Below are 18,128 nucleotides of genomic sequence, written 5' to 3'. Positions count from 1 at the left end.
CCATGGCTGCATGGCGCGCCGCCGCCGCGCTGCTGGCCGGCCTGGTGCTGGCCGGCTGCGCGACACGTCCGCCCGAGGTTTCGCAGTCGCCCGAGCCTGCTCCCGATTTCCTGTCCGTCCCCCAGGCCAGGCCCCAGGGGGGCGGCTTGTTCGTGCCCCATGCATCCACGGGGCTGCTGGCCGATCAGCGCGCCCACCGTGCCGGCGATGTGCTGACCGTGATGCTCGAAGAAGTGACTCAGGCCAGCAAAAAGGCTGACACCCAGACCAACAAGGGCAGCAGTGCCAGCATCGCGCCGCCCGTCTTTGGAGGCAAGAGCATCAAGGCCGATATCGGGCTGGAGGGCAGCAGCAAGTTCAAAGGTGGTGGCAGCAGCACACAGCAAAACGCGTTGACCGGCTCCATGACCGTGATCGTGCAGCAAGTCATGCCCAACGGTCTGCTCTACATCAAGGGGGACCGGGCGCTGTCGCTGAACCAGGGCGATGAGGTGCTGCGCCTGAGCGGCTATGTGCGCGCTACCGATGTCGACCTGTACAACCGCGTGTCTTCGCTGCGGGTGGCCAATGCGCGCATCAGCTATTCGGGCCACGGCGCCCTGTCCGATGCCAGCCAGGCCGGTTGGCTCACCCGTGTTTTCCAAAGCCCGCTTTTTCCTTTCTGATTCACGATGTTGTCTGCCTTCCTGATTCGCGGCCCTGGCCGCAGCGCGCTGGCCTTGCTGCTGGCCGGCATGGCCTTGCACGCAGCGGCGCAGCCCGCCCCCCGTTTCGCGCGGGCCGGGGTGGACAGCTCTGCCAAAGCCAGCATGCGTGCGTTGCGCCATCTCGTGCATGTCGAGGGCGTGCGTGAGAACCAGTTGATCGGCTACGGCCTGGTGGTGGGCCTGAATGGTTCTGGTGACAGCACCCAGGTGAAGTTTGCCGGGCAGTCGGTGAACAATATGCTCACGCAGTTTGGCGTCAAGCTGCCCGAAAAAAGCAGTACCAAGCTCAAGAACGTGGCCACGGTGATGGTGAGTGCGGTATTTCCGCCTGGCTACCGCAAAGGCCAGACCATCGACGTTACCGTGTCCTCGCTGGGCGACGCCAAGAACCTGCGTGGTGGCATGTTGCTGATGGCTCCGCTGCGCGGTGTGGACAACGAGGTCTATGCCATCGCTCAGGGCCAGCTGGTCGTGGGCGGCCTGAGTGCGGCTGGCGCCAGCGGCTCCAGCGTGACGGTGAACACCCCGACCTCGGGGCGCATTCCCAATGGCGCGACGGTGGAGCGCGAGATCCCCACGGATTTTGAAAACGGCGACACTGTGCTGCTGTCGCTGCGCCACCCCAGCTTTCGCACGGCGCGCAACATCGTGCAGACCATCAATGCGCGCTACGGCGACATCGCCACCACGCGCGACGGCACCAGCATCGAGGTGCGTGCGCCGAGCGTGCCCACACAGCGCGTGGGCTTTGTCGCCGATCTGCAGGACCTGCAGGTGGCCATGGGCCAGGAGCTGCCGCGCGTGGTCTTCAACTCGCGCACCGGTACGGTGGTGATTGCAGAGGGCGTGACGGTCAAGGCCGCAGCGGTCTCGCACGGCGCGCTGCGCGTGGTGATCCGCGAGCAGTCCAATGTCAGCCAGCCCGCACCGTTCAGCCAGGGGCGCACGGCGGTGACGCCCGAATCCGATGTGCTGGTCAAGGAAGGCAACGGCCAGATGTTTGAATGGCCGGCCGGCGCCAAGCTGCAGACCATCATCGACACCATCAACCGCACCGGTGCCTCGCCGGACGACATCATGTCCATCCTGCAGGCCCTGGACCAGGCTGGCGCCCTGCAGGGCGAGCTGATCGTGATCTGAGGTCTGACCACATGGATATTGCACGCACTTTGGTCCAGAAGGCCGCAGGAACCAACCAAGCCCAGGAAGCCATCGCCCCTGCCGCCACGGCTCCGGACGCAGATACCGTGCAGCGCCTGACGGCGGCTGCAGTGAAGTTCGAGAGCTTTTTTGTCGCCCAGATGATGAAGCAGATGCGCCAGGCCACGGCGGCTCTTGCCGATCCCGGCAGCGCCATCAACCAACGCGTCAACGACAGCACGCTGGCGCTGGCCGAACAGGCCGTGGCCGACGGACTGGCCGGACAGCGGGCGTTTGGCATTGCCGATGTGCTGGTGCGCCAGATGCTGCCCGCAGCACCGGCATCGACGGGCTCTGCCGCAACCAGGAAACTTTCATGAGCATGCTTTTCAACGGTCTCACGGGCGTGCAGGCCTCTCAGGTCGCCCTCAACACCGTCAGCCAGAATCTGGCCAATGCCCTGACGCCCAATTACACACGCCAGGGCGTGATGTTGACGGCCAAGGCCTCGGCCAACAGTGCGCTGGCAGCTGGCGATGGCGTGGCCGTGACCTCGCTGATCCGCTATGCCGACACGTACAAGACACAGCAGATGTGGCGCGCGGCCAGCACCCAGGGCCAGTACGAGGCGGCACAAACTTATCTGCTGCAGCTCGAGCAGGTGATGGGCGATGCCGATGGCGGCATCAATATGGCGCTGGACGGATTCTTCAGCGCCCTGAGCGCCGCCAGCGTGGAGCCCACATCCACTCCGTTGCGCCAGCAGATCATCGAGTCGGCCAAGGCTCTGGGGCAGACCGTCAACAACATCAGCCAGATCGTGGCCAATCAGGCGCTGGCCGTGCGCCAGCAGCGCAGCGTGGCTGTTGACCAGGTCAATTCGTATATCAACGAGATTGCCGCGCTCAACGACAAGATTGCACAAAGCTCGGGGGCGGGCCTGAATACCTCGTCCCTGCAGGATCAGCGTGATGCCAAGATCGACCAGCTGTCCAAGCTGGTGGGCGTGCAGAGCACGCTGCAGCCCGATGGCTCGGTCAACCTCTCGCTCAAGGGCGGCCAGCCGCTGGTAGTGGGCAATCGCGCAGCCACAGTGCAACTGGATCCCGGCTCGCAGTCGCTGAGCGTGGTTTTCGGCACCGAGACCTTCCAGCTGGGTGCCGACAACTGGGGCGGCACGCTGGGCGGCCTGGCAGCGCTGGAGCGCGATGTGCTCGCCCCCATGGATGCCTCGGTGCGCGGCCTGGCAGGGGTCGTTGCGCAGGAAGTCAATCAGGTGCTACAGGCCGGATACGGTCTTGACGGTCAGGCCGGTGGCCCGCTGTTTGTGTTTGATGCCACCTCCAGCTCGGCCCTGCTGACGGTTGACGGCGGCCTGACGCCGGAGCGCCTGGGTCTGTCGGGTGATCCTGCCAAGGTGGGCGACAGCGCCCAGCTGCAGGCGCTGATCGCCCTGCAAAGCAAGGCCGTGAACATTTATGGCGCGGGCAACACCGGCATGGTGGGCTCTTCGGTGCTGCTCGGTGACGTCTACACCCAACTGGTGGGCAAGCTGGGCATGTACAGCCAGCAAAACAACGCCTCCTACGAGACGGCCCAGACCGTGCGCAACCAGTCTGAGGCCAACTGGCGCTCCACCAGCGCGGTCAACACGGATGAAGAGGCCGTCAACCTGATGCAGTACCAGCAGATGTACCAGGCCAATATGAAGGTCATCACCGTGGCCAACGAGCTGTTCGACAGCCTGCTGCAGATGCGCTGAGGCGCGTTGCGTTCACATTCACGAATCGGGAAATCACGCCATGCGAGTCTCCAGCAACCAGTACCACATCACCGTCAACGCCTCGTTGCAGAACTCCAATGCCCAGTTGGAAAAGCTCATCGGGCAGATGGCCTCGGGCAACCGCCTGACCCGTCCCAGCGACGACCCCATCGCCCATGTGCGCATTGCGCGGCTGCAACGCGAGGAAGCCAGCATTGCGCAGTACAAGGACAATATTGGTGCCTTGTCCAGCCGAATGACGCAAAGCGAGACCGTGCTCAGCAGCATCAACAGCGATATGCTGAGTGCACGCGACCTGTTGGTCTGGGCGCTGGACGGAGGCAATACCGCAGAAGATCTGAGCGCCATGGCCACAAGCCTGGAAGCCCTGCGTGACGGGTTGTATGCGAGTACCCTGACCAAGGACCAGGAAGGCACCTACCTGTTTTCCGGCACGCTGAGCAGGACGCCGACGCTGGGCCTGGATCAGACCGCTGCCGCCGGCAGCCGCTACAGCGCCGACGGCAACGCCGAGCAGCAGATGGTGGTGGTCGGAAACGGCATCACCCAGCCCGCAAACGTGACCCTGGGTGATGAAATGGCCGGCGTGCTCAATGCGCTGGACGCCGCCATCGGTGTCATCCGCGGTGGCAACACCACGGCCAATGATCCGGCGACGCGAGCCACGCTGCAGGCTGCCCTCGAAGGCGTGGACCAATCCATGGACCAGGTCTCCACCAAGATTTCAAAGCTCGGTGGTGCCCAGAACATCATTGCGACGCTCAACACCAATTGGAGCAATCTCAGCACGGCCAACCAGACCTCGGTGCTCGAGTATTCGCAACTCAATTACTCAACTGCGGCGGTGCAGCTCAAAAGCCTGATTTCAGCCGTGGAGGCTACCCAGGCCGCCTATGGCAAGGTCAGCCAACTGAGCCTGTTTGACGCCCTGTGAGCAGCACGCGGATTGCCGGCGGGGCGCCGGCGCGTGCGGGCAGCGTGGGAGGGTCGCAGCCTGGTATAGCCGCGGCGCCGGTTGCTGCTGTCGCGGCGCAACTGCTGCCCCAGGTTCGTTACCAGAGTACCTGGCCCAAGGGCTGGATGGCTGCGGCGGTTCCGCAGCATGTGCGCGAGTTTCAGGTGCAGGTCAGCAAGGCGCAGATGACGCTGGATTTTCTGATCGCGCTGGGGCAGGCGCTGGGTCTGCTGGGGCAGGCCGCTCGTCACCAGCGTAAACTGCCCTCGGAAGCCGCTCTGGCACGCATGCGCATTGCGCTGCAGCAGGTGCAGGAGCTATGGGCGCAGCGCCCCTCGCGCACGCTCGACAGTCTTGATGAATGTCTGCAGTGGTCGCCGGTGCGCGCTGCGCGCAAGCAATTCCTGCTGGCAGGCTGGAGCTGGGAGAGCCTGCAGGCCCTGAGCGCTCAGGACAAGGAGCTGGTGAGCTTTTGCCTGCTGGGGCAGGATGGAACCCATGGTGCCTGGCAGGTTAGCCAGGCGCGCTCGGCCGGTGCCAGCCGCCATGCGCTCGCTGCAGCCCTGGCACCACTGGGCATGCAACTTGGCTCCCTGGAGCAGCCGCTGCAGCTTTCGGTCGATGAGCGCTGCTGGCCCCTGGTGCAGCAGCGCTTCATGGTCAAGGGCAATGGTCAGCGTTTTCCTGCGGGCCAATGGGTGGCGCCCAAGCTGCAGTCGGTGGCTGAGGCTCTGTCAGTCGGGGGCTGGAGTGTGACGGACACTGAGCGTGCCCAAGAGCTGCAGCTCACACTGCCGGTGGTGCGCGAGAGAGTGAGTCAGGCGCTGGCTACCGTGCAGGCCTTCCAGGCCAGCGCGGGCCTCAGCCTGCAAGACCAGGCTGCACAGACTGCGGCCATGCAGAAATTTGCCATCGCGTTCGCCAGTGCTGCTCAGGTGCCTGCCTATGATTGGGTGCTGGCCGTGGTGCCTGCGGTGCGAGCCATCTCCCGTCGGCGCGTGGCGCGTTTGCTGCAAAGCCGTGGAGTGCTGGGGTAAAGACCGCTACCGGTCTTTGTCCATCGACAATATGGTGTCTACCAAGCTGCCACAAGCTTATGCCGTACCTGCCATGATTGATTCGTCGTACTACCGCCTGGACAGCCCGGGTGCTTTGCTGCAGGTGTTCGAGACCCTGCAGCGCCAGCAAAGCGTGATGACCTTGCGGGCTGAGGTGCACGATGCCTCCTGCCTGGACGATACCGGCGGCCGTCCCTGCGGCATGGGGCTGTTGAGCCGTATTGATGCGGACCGGCAGCAGCTGGCACTCGATGTCTCCGGCGCGCTGCAACCCCTGCCGACGCAGGTGCTGGCCGTGGCGCATTTGCCGGGGGGCATGCTTACCCAGTGGGTGATGCAGGCGCAGTGGACGCAGCAGGCTGGCGGGGGCTGGCTGCTGGAGGCGCCCTGGCCGGCACAGGTGCTGCAGCACCAGCGTCGGCGCTATCCGCGTGTGCCGCTGCCGCTGGGGCAGGACGGAGAAGCCCGCTTTATGTTTGGTCAGCGCCCTTGCGTGCTGCATGTGGAAGATCTAAGCGCTGGGGGGGTGGCCTTGCGCGGCTCGCGCAGCGAAACCGCCATGTTGTTCATGGGCCGAAAAATTCCCAAGGTGGTGCTCAATCTCGGCGATGGTGTGCAGATCCAGGTGGACCTTACGGTGCGCTCGCGCCGCAGCTACCGCTCGTTTCTGCTTGGCGAAGTAGTCGTTGTGGGCTGCAGCCTGGAAGGCCTGACTCAGGAGCTGCAGGCCACGCTGGCACGCATCATGGCCGAGCGCCTGAACTAGCCGCAACAGCCTTGAAAAAAGCAGATGCAAAAGCAAAAAAGCCAACCGGGAGGTTGGCTTTTTTGTGGGCCAAAGAGGCTTGCGCCTCCCGCACGGCTGTGCAATTACTGCAGCAACGAAGCCACCATCTGGCTCATGCTCGAGGACTGCTTGAGCATGGAAGTCGACGCTTGCATCAGCATCTGCTTGTTGGTCATGTTGGCAGTTTCGCTCGCGTAGTCCACGTCCAGGATGCGGCCCTTGGCGGCTTCGGTGTTCTGGATCATGTTGCCCAGATTGTTGTAGACATGTTCCAGGCGGTTGGAAGCTGCGCCCAGATCCGAGCGATAGGTGCCGATGGAGTCAATGGCAGTGCTTAGTTTTGTGAGCAGTGCGTTGGCGCTTGTTGCGCTAGAGATCTCTGTGCCTGCAGTGCCAGGAGTCGCGTAATTGGAAGAGATGGCAGCAAGAGCGGTTGCCAGCTTGCCCAAGTCAGTTTTTGTATCGGCCGTGACTGTGTCGCTGCCGGTAGAGCCGGTTTGGAAAGTCAGTGTGGCGCTATCGAGAGTGCCGCCAGTACCATCGGTTTTTGTGCCGTCACTGAACAGCTTGGCGCCGCCAAAAGAGGTGTTCTTGACAATGCTGCCAATTTCTGTGGCCAGCGCATCGAACTCGGCCTGAAGCGCTGCCCGGTCGTCTGCAGATGTGGACGCAGTAGCCGATTCCGTGGCCAGGTCCTTCATGCGCAGCACCATGTTGCTGACCTCCGACAAAGCGCCTTCGGCTGTTTGCAGCATGGAGATGCCGTTTTGCGTGTTCTTCTGTGCCACGGACATGCCACGTGCCTGGGCATTCAGGCGGGTGGCGATCTGCAGGCCGGCTGCATCGTCCATGGCGGAGTTGACACGGTAGCCCGTGCCCAGCTTGGTCATGGAAGAAGACAGGGCCTTGTTGGTCGAGGCCAAGGAGTTTTGTGTGCTCAGGGAAGCGGCGTTGGTGTGCAGGCTCAGCATGGAGTGCTCCTAAAAACAGAGTCGTTATGACAGACCGAACGCCACTGCGGCGCTCTTGTTCTTGCAAGGCGACTGCCAGGGAAAGTTTCTTAAATGAAAAAACCGCCCGAAGGCGGTTTTGAGCAAGAGGGACGGTGCTTATTGCAGCAACGAAGCCACCATCTGGCTCATGCTCGAGGACTGCTTGAGCATGGAGGTGGAGGCTTGCATCAGCATCTGCTTGTTGGTCATGTTGGCGGTTTCGCTGGCGTAGTCCACGTCCAGGATACGGCCCTTGGCAGCTTCGGTGTTCTGGATCATATTGCCCAGATTGTTGTAGACATGCTCCAGACGGTTGGCACCCGCGCCAATGGACGAACGCAGCGTTCCCACCGCATTGATGGCTGTATTGAGGTCATCAATGCTCGTGGCCTTGGTTGGCACTGTGATAGCGGCCAGTTGGGTATTGACATCAACGGTAACCTTGTCCGCTCCTGTCGCTCCGGTCTGGAAGTCCATGGCAGCGGCCAGCTTGCCACCGGTCAGCAGCTTTTCTCCGCCGAAAGTGGTGTTGCCCATGATGCTGGTGATTTCGGTGCTCAGCGCCGTCATTTCCTCTTCGAGTGCGGTCTTGTCTGAGGCGCTGGTTGTGGCATTGGTCATTTCGGTGGCCAGATCCTTCATGCGCAGCATCATGTTGCTGACCTCCGACAAAGCGCCTTCGGCGGTTTGCAGCATGGAGATGCCGTTCTGGGTGTTCTTCTGTGCCACGGACATGCCGCGTGCCTGGGCATTCAGGCGGGTGGCGATCTGCAGGCCGGCTGCATCGTCCATGGCGGAGTTGACACGGTAGCCCGTGCCCAGCTTGGTCATGGAGGAAGACAAGGCCTTGTTGGTCGAGGCCAGGGAATTTTGCGTGCTCAGGGAAGCGGCGTTGGTGTGCAGGCTCAGCATGGAGTGCTCCTAAAAACAGAGTCGTTATGACAGACCGAACGCCACCGTGGCGCTCTTACTCTGTACTAAGCGGCTCTGTCACGCAGCAACTTAAATCGAGGTGCAGAAAAAATTACCGTGTTCTCGAGGCGCTAAAGGCGCGCGATGCACGGCCTCAGCAGATATCGGCCTTGAGGTAGTGCGCCCCTGGCAGCGGGTTGTGATAGTAGGGGGCGATGGATTCAAAGCCCAGCTCGACATAGAGTGCGCGGGCGGCTTCCATGTCGTCGAGCGTGTCCAGCAGCACATGGTCGTAGCCGGCCTGGCGTGCCTTGTCGAGCATGGCCTCTGCCAGTTGGCGCCCCAGGCCAAAGCCACGAAACGCCTTGCGCACGAACAGGCGCTTCATCTCGGCGGCATTGGGATAGTCGGAGTCATCCAGGGGGCGCAGTGCACAGCAGCCTGCAATGCTGCCGTCTACACGAGCGAGCAGAATATGCCCGCGGGGTTCGGCATAGTCGCCGGGAAGCTCGGCGAGTTCGGTTTCGAATCCTTGAAATTCCAGGTCGATGTTCAGGCTGTCCGCATACTCCTGGAAGATCTGACGCACAGCGTCCATCTCCTCGAGTGTGGGCGTCAGCAAGTCCACGGCAGGCTTGTCCACGGCAGCTAGGCAATGATGAAAGAAGGGTCAGTGTAGCGGCAAGCGCGCTGCATGGTTAAAGCAGCTGCTTGCAGCGTCAGAACTCAGAAAGCAGCACTCTGCCCCAGTTGATGGACCCACCAGGAAAGAGAGCTTGCCACCACGGCCAGCAGTGCGGCCAGAGCCCGGGTACTGGCGGTGTCGCGGCTCGCAGCAACGGGTTCCTTCAGCAATTTGTCGCCCGTGACCATCGCTGGGATCAGTTTGTCGCCCTTGATGCTGTAGCCGATGAGGGCCAGAAGATGCAGTGCGACCAGTGCGTAAATCAGGTACTGGCCCCAGTGGGCGTGGTAGTCGGTGGCCTTGGAGATCAGCTCGCCGGACACAAAACGCGTCAACGGTCCGCTGAAGGCAATTTCGTCATCGCTCATCAGCCCGGTTGCGATCTGCGCTATCAGAACGATCAGCATCGCAATGACCGACAGCGAGCCCAGCGGGTTGTGGCCTGCGCGATCCTGCGTGGTCGACGCGCCACTGAGATAGCGTCTCATGGCCGCCGCGGAAGGGATGAAGCTGCCAAAGCGCGACCAGTACCCACCCACCAGGCCCCAGAGAATGCGAAAGATCAGCAAGGCCAGCACCACCTGTCCCAGCAGCAGATGCCAGTTCATGGCATTGCCGCCCATCTTGGCGGTGACCACCAGGGCCACGATGCAGATCGCCAGCAGCCAGTGAAACAGGCGGGTGGGCAGGTCCCAGATCCGAGTTCTGTGGATTTCCGTGGCGGCTTGTGTGGCGGACTCTGTCATGGCTTTTTCATGGCTGATGGACCCGGACATTGTGCCCTGGCAAGGCTGCAAGCCCAAATCGTTGCCTTTGGGTGACTCTGCCATACTGGTCAGGCAGCCGCCTGCGGCAGGCTGCGGAACCAAGAAAGGATACCCCGATGAAAGCTTTTTCCACTCTGGCATTCGCTGCTGTGGTTGCCACCGTGGCCCTGCCTGCCTCGGCCCAGTTCGCCAAGGCTGAAGATGCCATCAAATATCGCCAGAGCGCGCTGAGTGTGCTGGGCACGCATTTCAGCCGTCTGGGCGCCATGGCCAACGGCAAGATGCCCTTCGATGCCAAGAGCGCGCAGGAAAGCGCCGAGGTCGTGGCCTTCATGTCCAAGCTGCCCTGGGCCGGTTTCGGCGCCGGCACCGAAGGCGGCAAGGCCAAGCCTGAAGTGTGGAAGGAGCAGGCCAAGTTCCATGACCTGTCGGGCAAGATGGAAGCCGAAGTCGTCAAGCTCAACGCTGCCGCCAAGACCGGCAATCTGGACAATCTCAAGACGGCTTTCGGCCCGGCCGCCAATAGCTGCAAGAGCTGTCACGACAGCTTCCGCAATAAGTAAGCCAAGACTGTCCTGCATCAAGCAGACGCAAAAAAACCGGCATTGCCGGTTTTTTTATGAGCGCCTTGCGCTTGTCTGTAGCTGATTTCAGCTTTATTTCATCTTGAAATCGAACAACAGCGTGCGCTAGCAGCTATGTTTTTGAATGAGCTCAGGCGTTTGCCGGCTCGGCCAGCAGCTTCTCGATCAGCTTGTGCAGCTGCTCAAAGTCGGGGGCGCCGATATAGCTCTTCACGATCTCGCCGCGCTTGTTGACGATGAAGGTGGTGGGGGTGAGTTGTACATCGCCCCAGGCCTTGGCCACGTTGCCGGTGTTGTCCAGCGCGACCTGGAAGGGCAGCTTGCGCGATTCGACAAAGTTCACGACATAGCTGGGCGGGTCGTAGCTCATGGCCACGGCCAGGGTGTCAAAGCCCTTGCCCTGGTACTTCTGGTAGGTGCTGATGATCTGGGGCATCTCTGCCACACAGGTGGTGCAGCTGGTGGCCCAGAAGTTCACCAGCGTCACCTTGCCCTTGAGGTCAGCGGTGGTTTTCTGGCTGCCGTCCAGCAGCACAAAGGTGGATTGCGGCGCCGCAGTCTGTCCTGCGCCCGAATACACCCAGGCTCCGACGCCGATGACGGCCGCCGCCACAATGCCTGCGATCCAATGTTTGCTTGCCATAGTGATTGATTGTGCACAAATCTTCAGCACCTTGCTGATCTGTGGTTTGGTGTACCAAACACGCCGAAAGTTCAGTTCTTACTGCTTGACCCACGGGTCAACCCTAGGCTTGCGTGACAGGCCGGGCCCATGCCGCTGCCGATAATGGGCCATGAAGAAAACCGGACTCTGGGCTGCGACGCTGCTGGTCAGCTGCGCACTGCTGGCCGCCTGCAGCCCGGCGCTCAATTGGCGCACCATCCAGCTCAAGGATGCGCCGCTGCAAGCGCTGCTGCCCTGTGATGCGCAGGCGGCCAGCCGCCCTGTCGAGCTGGGCCTGGGCCAGGTGCCGCTGTCGGTGGTGGGCTGCGAGGCCCAGGGCGCGACCTATGCGGTGTCGCATTTCGCCGTGGCCGAACCTGCTCGTGCTGCCGAGGCACTGACGTTGTGGCAGCAGGCAGTGCTGGCGCAACTGAAGTCGGCAGACGGTGCCGCCGCGAGGCTTGATGCCAGGGGCGATGGCCCGTGGGTGCCCAAGGGGGCGCTGAATCTGCCGCAGTCCCTGCGCATCACATTCGAGGGCCTGGGCCCCAGGGGGCAGAAGGTGGTGGGGCATGGCCTGTGGTTTGCTCGCCTGGAGGGCAGTGGCGCCAGGGTCTATCACGCCGTGATCTACGCCGACAAGCCCAGGTCTGCCGAGGCCGAGATGTTTTTTTCGGGCCTGCAGTTGCAATAAGCCCGCATCCAGATCATGACCCTTGCGCTTCATCCACCTCGTTGCCCTTGTTGACGGCTGCAACAGGCCATAATTTGCTATCAAGAACTGTGACTACATGACCACGCGCATTCTTTTGCTCACTCACGCTCCTCTGGCCGCTGCATTGCGCGAATGCGCGCTGCATGTGTTTGCCGATAGCGCTGACGACTTGCTGGCCCTGGACGTGCCTTCCGATGAGGCGCCCGAGGCCACGCTGGAGCGTGCCCTGGCCATGCTGGTGGCGCATGGCGGGCTGGATGCGCCGACACTGGTGCTGACCGATCTGTTTGGCGCCACCCCATGCAATGTGGCCCAGCGTCTCACGGGCCTGTTGCAGGCCAGGCTGGTGGCGGGGGTGAACCTGCCCATGCTTTTGCGCTCCATCGGCTATCGGCATGAGTCGCTGGACGCCCTGGTTTCGCGGGCCATGGTGGGCGGCAGCCAGGGGGTGATGCAGGTGGCCGGCAGTTCCCGACAAAATCAAAGCGCACGACCTTCCAATGATCAAGACCAATATCACCATCAGCAATAAACTGGGCCTGCATGCCCGTGCATCGGCCAAGCTCACCAAGCTCGCGGGCAGCTTCCCCTGCGAGGTCTGGCTGACCAAGGGGGAGCGCCGCGTCAATGCCAAGAGCATCATGGGCGTGATGATGCTGGCGGCGGGCATAGGCTCCGAGCTGGAGATGGAAACCGATGGCGCGCAGGAGCAGGAAGCCATGGATGCGCTGGTGGCCCTGATCAACGACAAGTTTGGTGAAGGCCAGTAACAGCGGCGCAGCCTGCGTCGTCGCTTGACTGTGTGCAGGCGGCTGGGGCGCTGGCTCCTTTGATAGCAAGGAGCGCCTTGCTGGCAATGAGATAAAGCGTTTTTTCGTGCTGCGGCGCAGAGATGAACTGCGCTGACTGCTGCAAAAACAAGAGCAAGAAGCAAGCAAAAAGCAATCGCGAAATTCGCGAAAGGGCATTCGCTATGACATTTGCCATCCACGGCCTGGCCGTCTCCCGAGGGATTGCCATTGGGCGCGCGGTCGTTGTGGCCTCCAGTCGCATGGAGGTGGTGCATTACTTCATTCGTCCCGATCAGGTGGAGTCGGAGATCCAGCGTGCCCGCACGGCACGCAATGCGGTGATTGACGAGCTGCGCCGGCTTCAGGAAGAAATGCCCAAGGATGCGCCTGGCGAGCTGGATGCGCTGCTCGATGTGCATCTGATGCTGCTGCAGGACCAGGCACTGGCCGAGGCCATCCGCAACTGGATCTCCGAGCGTCTGTACAACGCCGAATGGGCGCTGACCACTCAGCTGGAGATCGTCTCGCGTCAGTTCGACGAGATGGACGACGAGTACCTGCGCGAGCGCAAGGCCGACCTGGAGCAGGTGGTGGAACGCATTCTGCGCCACATGAAGGGCGCGGCCAGCCCGATTGCGCAGGCCGCACCGCCGCTGGCACCGACAGGTGCCACACCGGGGGCCAGCGGCCAGCAGCTGCAGCTCGAAGGCGCCACGGAAACCCCGCTGGTGCTGGTGGCGCAGGATCTGTCGCCGGCGGACATGCTGCAGTTCAAGAGCAAGGTCTTTGCCGGCTTCATCACCGCCGTGGGCGGCAAGACCAGCCACACCGCCATCGTCGCGCGCAGCATGGACATTCCGGCCGTGGTCGGTGCGCGGGCCGCAAGCCAGCTGATCCGCCAGGACGACTGGGTCATCATCGACGGCAACGAGGGCGTGGTCATCGTGGACCCCACGCCCATCATCCTGGCGGAGTACGGCTTTCGCCAGCGCCAGACCGAGCTGGAGCGAGAGCGCCTGACCCGTCTGCGCTACACGCCTTCGCTGACCATGGATGGGCAGAAGGTGGAGCTGTTGGCCAATATCGAGCAACCCAGCGACGGGGCGGCGGCCGTGCGGGCTGGCGCTGTCGGCGTGGGGTTGTTTCGTACCGAGTTCCTGTTCATGGGCCGCAGCGGTAATCTACCCGGGGAAGAAGAGCAGTACCGCGCCTATCGCGAGGCCATCGACGGCATGCAGGGCATGCCGGTCACCATCCGCACACTGGACGTGGGGGCCGACAAGCCGCTGGACAAGGCCCAGCCCAAGGACTACTACCTCAACCCCGCACTGGGCCTGCGCGCCATCCGCTGGAGTCTGGCCGACCCCGTCATGTTCCGCACCCAGCTGCGCGCCATCTTGCGCGCGGCGGCGCACGGGCAGATCAAGCTGCTGTTTCCCATGCTGGCACATCGCAGCGAGATCGAGCAGACCCTGGCCCAGTTGCGCCAGGCGCAGCATGAGCTTGATGTGCGCGGCGTCGCCTACGGGCCGGTCAAGCTGGGCGCCATGATTGAGATCCCGGCGGCCGCCCTGACGGTGCGCAGCTTTTTGCAGTATTTCGACTTCCTGTCCATCGGCACCAACGACCTGATCCAGTACACGCTGGCCATCGACCGGGCCGACGAAACCGTGGCCCATCTCTACGACCCCATGCATCCTGCTGTGCTGCGTCTGGTGGCCGAGGTGATCGCAGCGGCCAATGCTGCAGGCAAGGAAGTCTGCGTCTGCGGCGAAATGGCGGGCGATCTGAGCATGACCCGGCTGCTGCTGGGCCTGGGCCTGCGCAGCTTTTCCATGCACCCCGCGCAGATTCTGGCCGTCAAGCAGGAGGTGCTGCGTTCGGACTGCAGCAAGCTTGCACCCTGGGCCGGGGAGGTGCTGATGAGCGAATGCCCGGCGCAGATGCTGGCCCCCTGAAGAACCCAGAGAACGGCCTCGAGGCAGGCAGAAAAGGGATGGATGAATTACGCAAATTCGCAGGAAATCGCCCGTGCGCTTGAGCCGGTGCTGGGCGATGCAGCGCTTGCGCAGCAACTGGCTGCGCAAGCCAGGGCGGCTGTGTGGCTGCAGACCACTGCGGTGGAGGATGAAGCGGAGATTGCGTCCGGCAGCACCAAATTGGGCGGCTGCCCCGACCTGCCTGCCGGTGTGGCCTGGCCCGAGCGAGGACGCTATCCGGACCATGAGCAGCGGGTGAAGCCTCATCGCGAAGACAGCGTTGCTCCCGACAGCCGCTGGCGATGGGCCAAGCCAGAACAGGCACAGAAAATTCGCGAAGAAGCGCTGCTGCATATCGAGCGTCTGGAGAACCCTTTTCCGCTGAACTTTCTCGCGCAGGTCAACTTTGCTGATGTGCATGCAACTGGTGCGGCGGATGAAGACTTTCCGCGCAGCGGAGTTCTCTCGGTCTTTTATGACGCGGTGGAATGCCCTTGGGGCTATGACCCGGCAGATAGCTGTGCGCTGACGGTGTTGTTTCATGAAGATGCAGCTGCTTTGCAGCGTCGAGCGTTACCGCAAAAACTGCGAATGCTGGGCGCGGACTGGCAGTTCAGTCCTGTGGCTTGCGAATTGCACGCTTGCAGCACGCCGTTGCCCATGGAGACCGCGCAATGGGACAGTCTGAACATTGAGCTCACTGATGCGCAGTCAGACACATTTGCGGATTGGTGGCTGGATGATCCGGGCAACGCCGCCAGCAACGATGGAGAAGATGCCTGCTGCCATCGCGTGGGTGGCTGGCCCACACCAGTGCAGGGCAATATGCAGGTGGAGTGCGCGTTAGTGGCGGCAGGGCATTACTGTGGCAGCGGCAACGCTTACTCAAACCCCCAACTGCAGTCTGTGCGAGACACGGCCACTGACTGGGTGTTGCTGCTGCAAATGGGCAGCGACGATAAAGCGGGCATGAGCTGGGGTGACAGTGGCCAGCTTTACCTGTGGATTCGCCGGGATGATCTTCGCGCGCGCCGCTTTGATAACGCATGGATGGTTTTGCAGTGCTATTGATGGCTGCGGCGCTGCTGTACAAGCTGGTTGGCCTGTCATTCATGCGGGAAGTGAAGATGCTTGAAATTTTCTACTAACATTAATTGATATTGATTCTCATTTAATGTTAATATCCATCCCAGCTTGCAGCACAGGACTCTGGTGGGGTATCAAGTGCTGCATGGCTCAGTTTCATCGTGGGGCGACTCGTCGGGCCTGTTCAGCCTGCAGTCGTTTTTGCCAGCCAGCGGTTTGCCGGTTAGCCAGGCGTTTTTTCGATGCAAACGGTGGGTTATTCAAATTTCATAGCTTGCATCTCATGATTTGCAACGATCCTGATATGAATTGGCTATGTAAGCTTTACCAGAAAAGCGCACCAAGCTCCTTATTCAGGAGCTTTATTTTTTGGCAGATCCTGGGGCAGTGCAACACTGCCCGTTGCGTGCGGCCATGAAAAAAGCAGCCCTTGGGCTGCTTGTGGGTGAGCACCTTCTTCGGTGATCAGACGCCGGCGGCATGTGCCTGCTGGTCAGCGTGGTAGCTGGAGCGCACCATTGCGCCCACGGCAGCGTGGGTGAAGCCCATCTTGTAGGCCTCCTGCTCGAACATCTTGAAGGTGTCGGGGTGCACGTAGCGGCGCACGGGCAGGTGGCTGTTGGTGGGCGCCAGATACTGGCCGATGGTCAGCATGTCGATGTTGTGGGCGCGCATATCGCGCATCACCTGCAGGATTTCCTCGTCCGTCTCGCCCAGGCCCACCATGATGCCGCTCTTGGTCGGCACATCGGGGTGCAGTTCCTTGAACTTCTTGAGCAGGTTCAGGCTGAACTGATAGTCGGAGCCGGGGCGCGCTTCCTTGTACAAGCGTGGCGCGGTTTCCAGATTGTGGTTCATCACATCGGGCGGAGCCGACTTGAGGATTTCCAGTGCGCGGTCGTCACGGCCGCGGAAGTCGGGAACCAGGATCTCGATCTGCGTCTCGGGCGAGAGCTCGCGGATGTTCTTGATGCATTCCACAAAGTGGCCAGAGCCGCCGTCGCGCAGGTCGTCGCGGTCCACGCTGGTGATCACCACGTACTTCAGGCGCAGCGCGGCAATGGTGCGCGCCAGATTCAGCGGCTCGTTCACATCCAGCGGATCGGGGCGGCCATGGCCCACGTCGCAGAAAGGGCAGCGGCGCGTGCACTTGTCGCCCATGATCATGAAGGTGGCCGTGCCCTTGCCAAAGCATTCGCCGATATTCGGGCAGCTGGCTTCTTCGCAGACCGTGTGCAGATTGTTCTTGCGCAGAATGTCCTTGATCTCGTAAAAGCGCGTGCTGGGGCTGCCGGCCTTGACGCGAATCCACTCGGGCTTCTTGAGGACTTCGGCCTGCTCCACCTTCACGGGGATGCGTGCCAGCTTGGCGGCAGCCTTCTGCTTGGCCAGCGGGTTGTAGTTTGCGGCGGACTGCGCTTCGCGCACGACTTCATTGGTGCTCATGATCTTGCCTTCAGGGAGAGAGACGCGCCTTCAGCTGGCGGCCCAGCACGGCTGCGGCCTCGTCCCAGGTTGTCTGTACGCCGATTGTAGAAAGGTCCACCGTCCTCAGCCCTGCGTATCCGCAAGGGTTGATTCGCAAATAAGGTTCCAAATCCATATCGACATTGAGGGCCACTCCGTGGTAGGTGCTGTGGCGGCTGACCTTGATGCCCAGGGCGGCAATCTTGCCCAGACCCTCGAAATGCGGCTCGGGCGCCGGGCTGCCCGCTTCGCGGTGCTGCGGGCGCTGCTCCAGCATGGCGTGGCTGCGCGGGTCGTCCAGGCGCACATAGATACCGGGGGCGCCTGCCACGCGGTGGCCGGTAACGCCGAAATGATCCAGCGTGCGGATCACCGCATCTTCCAGCCGATACACATACTCTTTGACGAAGTAGCCCATGCGTTGCAGATCCAGCAGCGGATAAGCCACCACCTGGCCGGGGCCGTGATAGGTCACCTGGCCACCGCGATTGGTAGCCACCACGGGAATATCGCCGGGGTTCAGCACATTGTCGGCTTTGCCGGCCAGTCCCTGGGTGAAATGAGGTGAGTGCTCGCACACCCAGACTTCGTCCCGTGTGGCCGAGTTGCGTGTGCGCGTGAACTCCTGCATCGCGACCACCGTTGCTTCATAGCCGGTGCGCCCCAGAAAGCGCAGGTCCATGGCTTCGGGGGGCTGCAAGGCGGAAGCAATCGGGTTGTGGCTCACAGCACGACCTTCACCAGGGGGTGAGAGGTCAGTGCGCGGTAGGTATCGTCCAGCTGCTCGCGGCTGGTGGCCGTGATGGTGATGGTCACGCCCAGGTAGTTGCCGCCAGAGCTGGGGCGCAGCTCGACCGTGCTGGCATCGAAGCTGGGGTCGAATTGTTCAGCGATCTTGGTGATCTCGTGCACCAGATGCTCATTCTTGACGCCCATTACCTTGATGGGGAACTGGCTCGGATACTCGATCAGCGAATCCTTGCGCGGGTCTTCTTGCTGGCCGTTCTCGTTGGCGGCAGATGGGTTGGGCGTGTCGCTCATGAAGAGTCCTTGGCT

Annotated in this window: 21 protein-coding genes; 13 read left to right on the top strand and 8 right to left on the bottom strand. The window is 62.1% G+C overall.

The window, feature by feature from the left end:
- The first annotated feature begins 2 nt into the window (after positions 1-2).
- From flgH to DFO48_RS23815, 7 genes are all read left to right on the top strand, one after another.
- Positions 3-665, top strand: coding sequence for a flagellar basal body L-ring protein FlgH (flgH, locus tag DFO48_RS23845; protein ID WP_003081755.1), 663 nt, complete (start codon positions 3-5; stop codon positions 663-665).
- 6 nt (positions 666-671) lie between these two features.
- Positions 672-1,847 carry a flagellar basal body P-ring protein FlgI gene (locus DFO48_RS23840; protein ID WP_114864986.1) on the top strand — a complete coding sequence of 392 codons (1,176 nt, stop codon included), beginning with the start codon at positions 672-674 and terminating at the stop codon, positions 1,845-1,847.
- Positions 1,848-1,858: 11 nt separating this feature from the next.
- A complete protein-coding gene (locus DFO48_RS23835) occupies positions 1,859-2,227 on the top strand; it encodes a hypothetical protein (protein WP_114864985.1) in 369 nt (122 codons plus the stop codon).
- A complete protein-coding gene (gene flgK / locus DFO48_RS23830; RefSeq protein WP_003081748.1) occupies positions 2,224-3,609 on the top strand; it encodes a flagellar hook-associated protein FlgK in 1,386 nt (461 codons plus the stop codon). The genes DFO48_RS23835 and flgK overlap by 4 nt, the downstream gene beginning before the upstream one ends.
- A gap of 40 nt (positions 3,610-3,649) precedes the next feature.
- A complete protein-coding gene (gene flgL, locus DFO48_RS23825; RefSeq protein WP_003081744.1) occupies positions 3,650-4,564 on the top strand; it encodes a flagellar hook-associated protein FlgL in 915 nt (304 codons plus the stop codon).
- On the top strand, positions 4,561-5,622 hold the full coding sequence (locus DFO48_RS23820; RefSeq protein ID WP_114864984.1) for a hypothetical protein: 1,062 nt from the start codon (positions 4,561-4,563) through the stop codon (positions 5,620-5,622). The genes flgL and DFO48_RS23820 overlap by 4 nt, the downstream gene beginning before the upstream one ends.
- Before the next feature lie 73 nt (positions 5,623-5,695).
- A complete protein-coding gene (locus DFO48_RS23815) occupies positions 5,696-6,409 on the top strand; it encodes a PilZ domain-containing protein (protein ID WP_158545690.1) in 714 nt (237 codons plus the stop codon).
- Between the two features lie 104 nt (positions 6,410-6,513).
- Here the strand turns inward: DFO48_RS23815 and DFO48_RS23810 are convergent, their stop codons facing one another.
- From DFO48_RS23810 to DFO48_RS23795, 4 genes are all read right to left on the bottom strand, one after another.
- Positions 6,514-7,401, bottom strand: a complete 888-nt coding sequence (locus DFO48_RS23810; protein WP_114864982.1) for a flagellin — start codon at positions 7,399-7,401, stop codon at positions 6,514-6,516.
- A gap of 138 nt (positions 7,402-7,539) precedes the next feature.
- The gene (locus tag DFO48_RS23805; RefSeq protein ID WP_114864981.1) at positions 7,540-8,334 is read right to left on the bottom strand and encodes a flagellin; all 795 of its coding nucleotides are present in this window, start codon (positions 8,332-8,334) and stop codon (positions 7,540-7,542) included.
- Positions 8,335-8,488: 154 nt separating this feature from the next.
- Entirely contained in the window at positions 8,489-8,977 is a 489-nt protein-coding gene (locus DFO48_RS23800; protein ID WP_003081734.1) for a GNAT family N-acetyltransferase, read from the bottom strand.
- An 83-nt stretch (positions 8,978-9,060) separates the two neighbouring features.
- Complete coding sequence (locus DFO48_RS23795) at positions 9,061-9,765, bottom strand: DUF4017 family protein (RefSeq protein WP_233506513.1); 705 nt, start codon at positions 9,763-9,765, stop codon at positions 9,061-9,063.
- Between the two features lie 137 nt (positions 9,766-9,902).
- On the opposite strand from DFO48_RS23795, the gene DFO48_RS23790 reads away from it, so the two are divergent.
- The gene (locus DFO48_RS23790) at positions 9,903-10,349 is read left to right on the top strand and encodes a cytochrome c (protein ID WP_003081732.1); all 447 of its coding nucleotides are present in this window, start codon (positions 9,903-9,905) and stop codon (positions 10,347-10,349) included.
- A 151-nt stretch (positions 10,350-10,500) separates the two neighbouring features.
- On the opposite strand, the gene DFO48_RS23785 is transcribed toward DFO48_RS23790, so the two are convergent.
- A complete protein-coding gene (locus DFO48_RS23785; protein ID WP_114864980.1) occupies positions 10,501-11,013 on the bottom strand; it encodes a TlpA disulfide reductase family protein in 513 nt (170 codons plus the stop codon).
- A gap of 151 nt (positions 11,014-11,164) precedes the next feature.
- Here DFO48_RS23785 and DFO48_RS23780 point away from each other — a divergent pair, with 151 nt between their 5' ends.
- The 5 genes from DFO48_RS23780 (at position 11,165) to DFO48_RS23760 (ending at position 15,590) form a co-directional block, all read left to right on the top strand.
- A complete protein-coding gene (locus tag DFO48_RS23780) occupies positions 11,165-11,728 on the top strand; it encodes a hypothetical protein (protein ID WP_003081727.1) in 564 nt (187 codons plus the stop codon).
- Between the two features lie 97 nt (positions 11,729-11,825).
- The gene (locus DFO48_RS23775; protein ID WP_003081724.1) at positions 11,826-12,281 is read left to right on the top strand and encodes a PTS sugar transporter subunit IIA; all 456 of its coding nucleotides are present in this window, start codon (positions 11,826-11,828) and stop codon (positions 12,279-12,281) included.
- Complete coding sequence (locus DFO48_RS23770) at positions 12,250-12,519, top strand: HPr family phosphocarrier protein (protein WP_003059390.1); 270 nt, start codon at positions 12,250-12,252, stop codon at positions 12,517-12,519. Before DFO48_RS23775 ends, DFO48_RS23770 begins: the two co-directional genes overlap by 32 nt.
- A 203-nt stretch (positions 12,520-12,722) precedes the next feature.
- Positions 12,723-14,498, top strand: coding sequence for a phosphoenolpyruvate--protein phosphotransferase (gene ptsP, locus DFO48_RS23765; protein WP_114865003.1), 1,776 nt, complete (start codon positions 12,723-12,725; stop codon positions 14,496-14,498).
- Between the two features lie 141 nt (positions 14,499-14,639).
- Positions 14,640-15,590: a YwqG family protein gene (locus DFO48_RS23760; RefSeq protein WP_233506512.1), complete on the top strand. Its 951-nt coding sequence runs from the start codon at positions 14,640-14,642 to the stop codon at positions 15,588-15,590.
- 480 nt (positions 15,591-16,070) lie between these two features.
- Here the strand turns inward: DFO48_RS23760 and lipA are convergent, their stop codons facing one another.
- From lipA to DFO48_RS23745, 3 genes are read right to left on the bottom strand one after another with little or no spacing between them, the layout of a single operon-like run.
- The gene (gene lipA / locus DFO48_RS23755; protein ID WP_003081713.1) at positions 16,071-17,051 is read right to left on the bottom strand and encodes a lipoyl synthase; all 981 of its coding nucleotides are present in this window, start codon (positions 17,049-17,051) and stop codon (positions 16,071-16,073) included.
- 10 nt (positions 17,052-17,061) lie between these two features.
- Positions 17,062-17,754 carry a lipoyl(octanoyl) transferase LipB gene (gene lipB / locus DFO48_RS23750; protein ID WP_034350348.1) on the bottom strand — a complete coding sequence of 231 codons (693 nt, stop codon included), beginning with the start codon at positions 17,752-17,754 and terminating at the stop codon, positions 17,062-17,064.
- 41 nt (positions 17,755-17,795) lie between these two features.
- Positions 17,796-18,113 (bottom strand): YbeD family protein, encoded by a 318-nt coding sequence (locus DFO48_RS23745; RefSeq protein WP_003081700.1) that lies wholly within the window; start codon positions 18,111-18,113, stop codon positions 17,796-17,798.
- Positions 18,114-18,128 lie beyond the last annotated feature (15 nt).

This window comes from Comamonas sp. AG1104, from assembly GCF_003350425.1.
Classification (GTDB): Bacteria; Pseudomonadota; Gammaproteobacteria; order Burkholderiales; family Burkholderiaceae_C; genus Comamonas; species Comamonas testosteroni.
Note: the sequence above shows the minus strand (reverse complement) of the source record. Positions and strands in the feature narration are given on the sequence as shown.

Excerpts from the sequence above, each read along its gene's own strand:
- DFO48_RS23835 (WP_114864985.1), top strand. The coding sequence starts at position 1,859 with ATGGATATTGCACGCACTTTGGTCCAGAAGGCCGCAGGAACCAACCAA.
- flgL (WP_003081744.1), top strand. The coding sequence starts at position 3,650 with ATGCGAGTCTCCAGCAACCAGTACCACATCACCGTCAACGCCTCGTTG.
- DFO48_RS23815 (WP_158545690.1), top strand. The coding sequence starts at position 5,696 with ATGATTGATTCGTCGTACTACCGCCTGGACAGCCCGGGTGCTTTGCTG.
- DFO48_RS23790 (WP_003081732.1), top strand. The coding sequence starts at position 9,903 with ATGAAAGCTTTTTCCACTCTGGCATTCGCTGCTGTGGTTGCCACCGTG.
- lipA (WP_003081713.1), bottom strand. The coding sequence starts at position 17,051 with ATGAGCACCAATGAAGTCGTGCGCGAAGCGCAGTCCGCCGCAAACTAC.
- DFO48_RS23770 (WP_003059390.1), top strand. The coding sequence starts at position 12,250 with ATGATCAAGACCAATATCACCATCAGCAATAAACTGGGCCTGCATGCC.
- DFO48_RS23810 (WP_114864982.1), bottom strand. The coding sequence starts at position 7,401 with ATGCTGAGCCTGCACACCAACGCCGCTTCCCTGAGCACACAAAACTCC.
- flgK (WP_003081748.1), top strand. The coding sequence starts at position 2,224 with ATGAGCATGCTTTTCAACGGTCTCACGGGCGTGCAGGCCTCTCAGGTC.
- DFO48_RS23805 (WP_114864981.1), bottom strand. The coding sequence starts at position 8,334 with ATGCTGAGCCTGCACACCAACGCCGCTTCCCTGAGCACGCAAAATTCC.
- DFO48_RS23745 (WP_003081700.1), bottom strand. The coding sequence starts at position 18,113 with ATGAGCGACACGCCCAACCCATCTGCCGCCAACGAGAACGGCCAGCAA.
- DFO48_RS23775 (WP_003081724.1), top strand. The coding sequence starts at position 11,826 with ATGACCACGCGCATTCTTTTGCTCACTCACGCTCCTCTGGCCGCTGCA.
- flgH (WP_003081755.1), top strand. The coding sequence starts at position 3 with ATGGCTGCATGGCGCGCCGCCGCCGCGCTGCTGGCCGGCCTGGTGCTG.
- DFO48_RS23780 (WP_003081727.1), top strand. The coding sequence starts at position 11,165 with ATGAAGAAAACCGGACTCTGGGCTGCGACGCTGCTGGTCAGCTGCGCA.
- ptsP (WP_114865003.1), top strand. The coding sequence starts at position 12,723 with ATGACATTTGCCATCCACGGCCTGGCCGTCTCCCGAGGGATTGCCATT.
- lipB (WP_034350348.1), bottom strand. The coding sequence starts at position 17,754 with ATGGACCTGCGCTTTCTGGGGCGCACCGGCTATGAAGCAACGGTGGTC.
- DFO48_RS23785 (WP_114864980.1), bottom strand. The coding sequence starts at position 11,013 with ATGGCAAGCAAACATTGGATCGCAGGCATTGTGGCGGCGGCCGTCATC.
- DFO48_RS23795 (WP_233506513.1), bottom strand. The coding sequence starts at position 9,765 with ATGACAGAGTCCGCCACACAAGCCGCCACGGAAATCCACAGAACTCGG.
- DFO48_RS23840 (WP_114864986.1), top strand. The coding sequence starts at position 672 with ATGTTGTCTGCCTTCCTGATTCGCGGCCCTGGCCGCAGCGCGCTGGCC.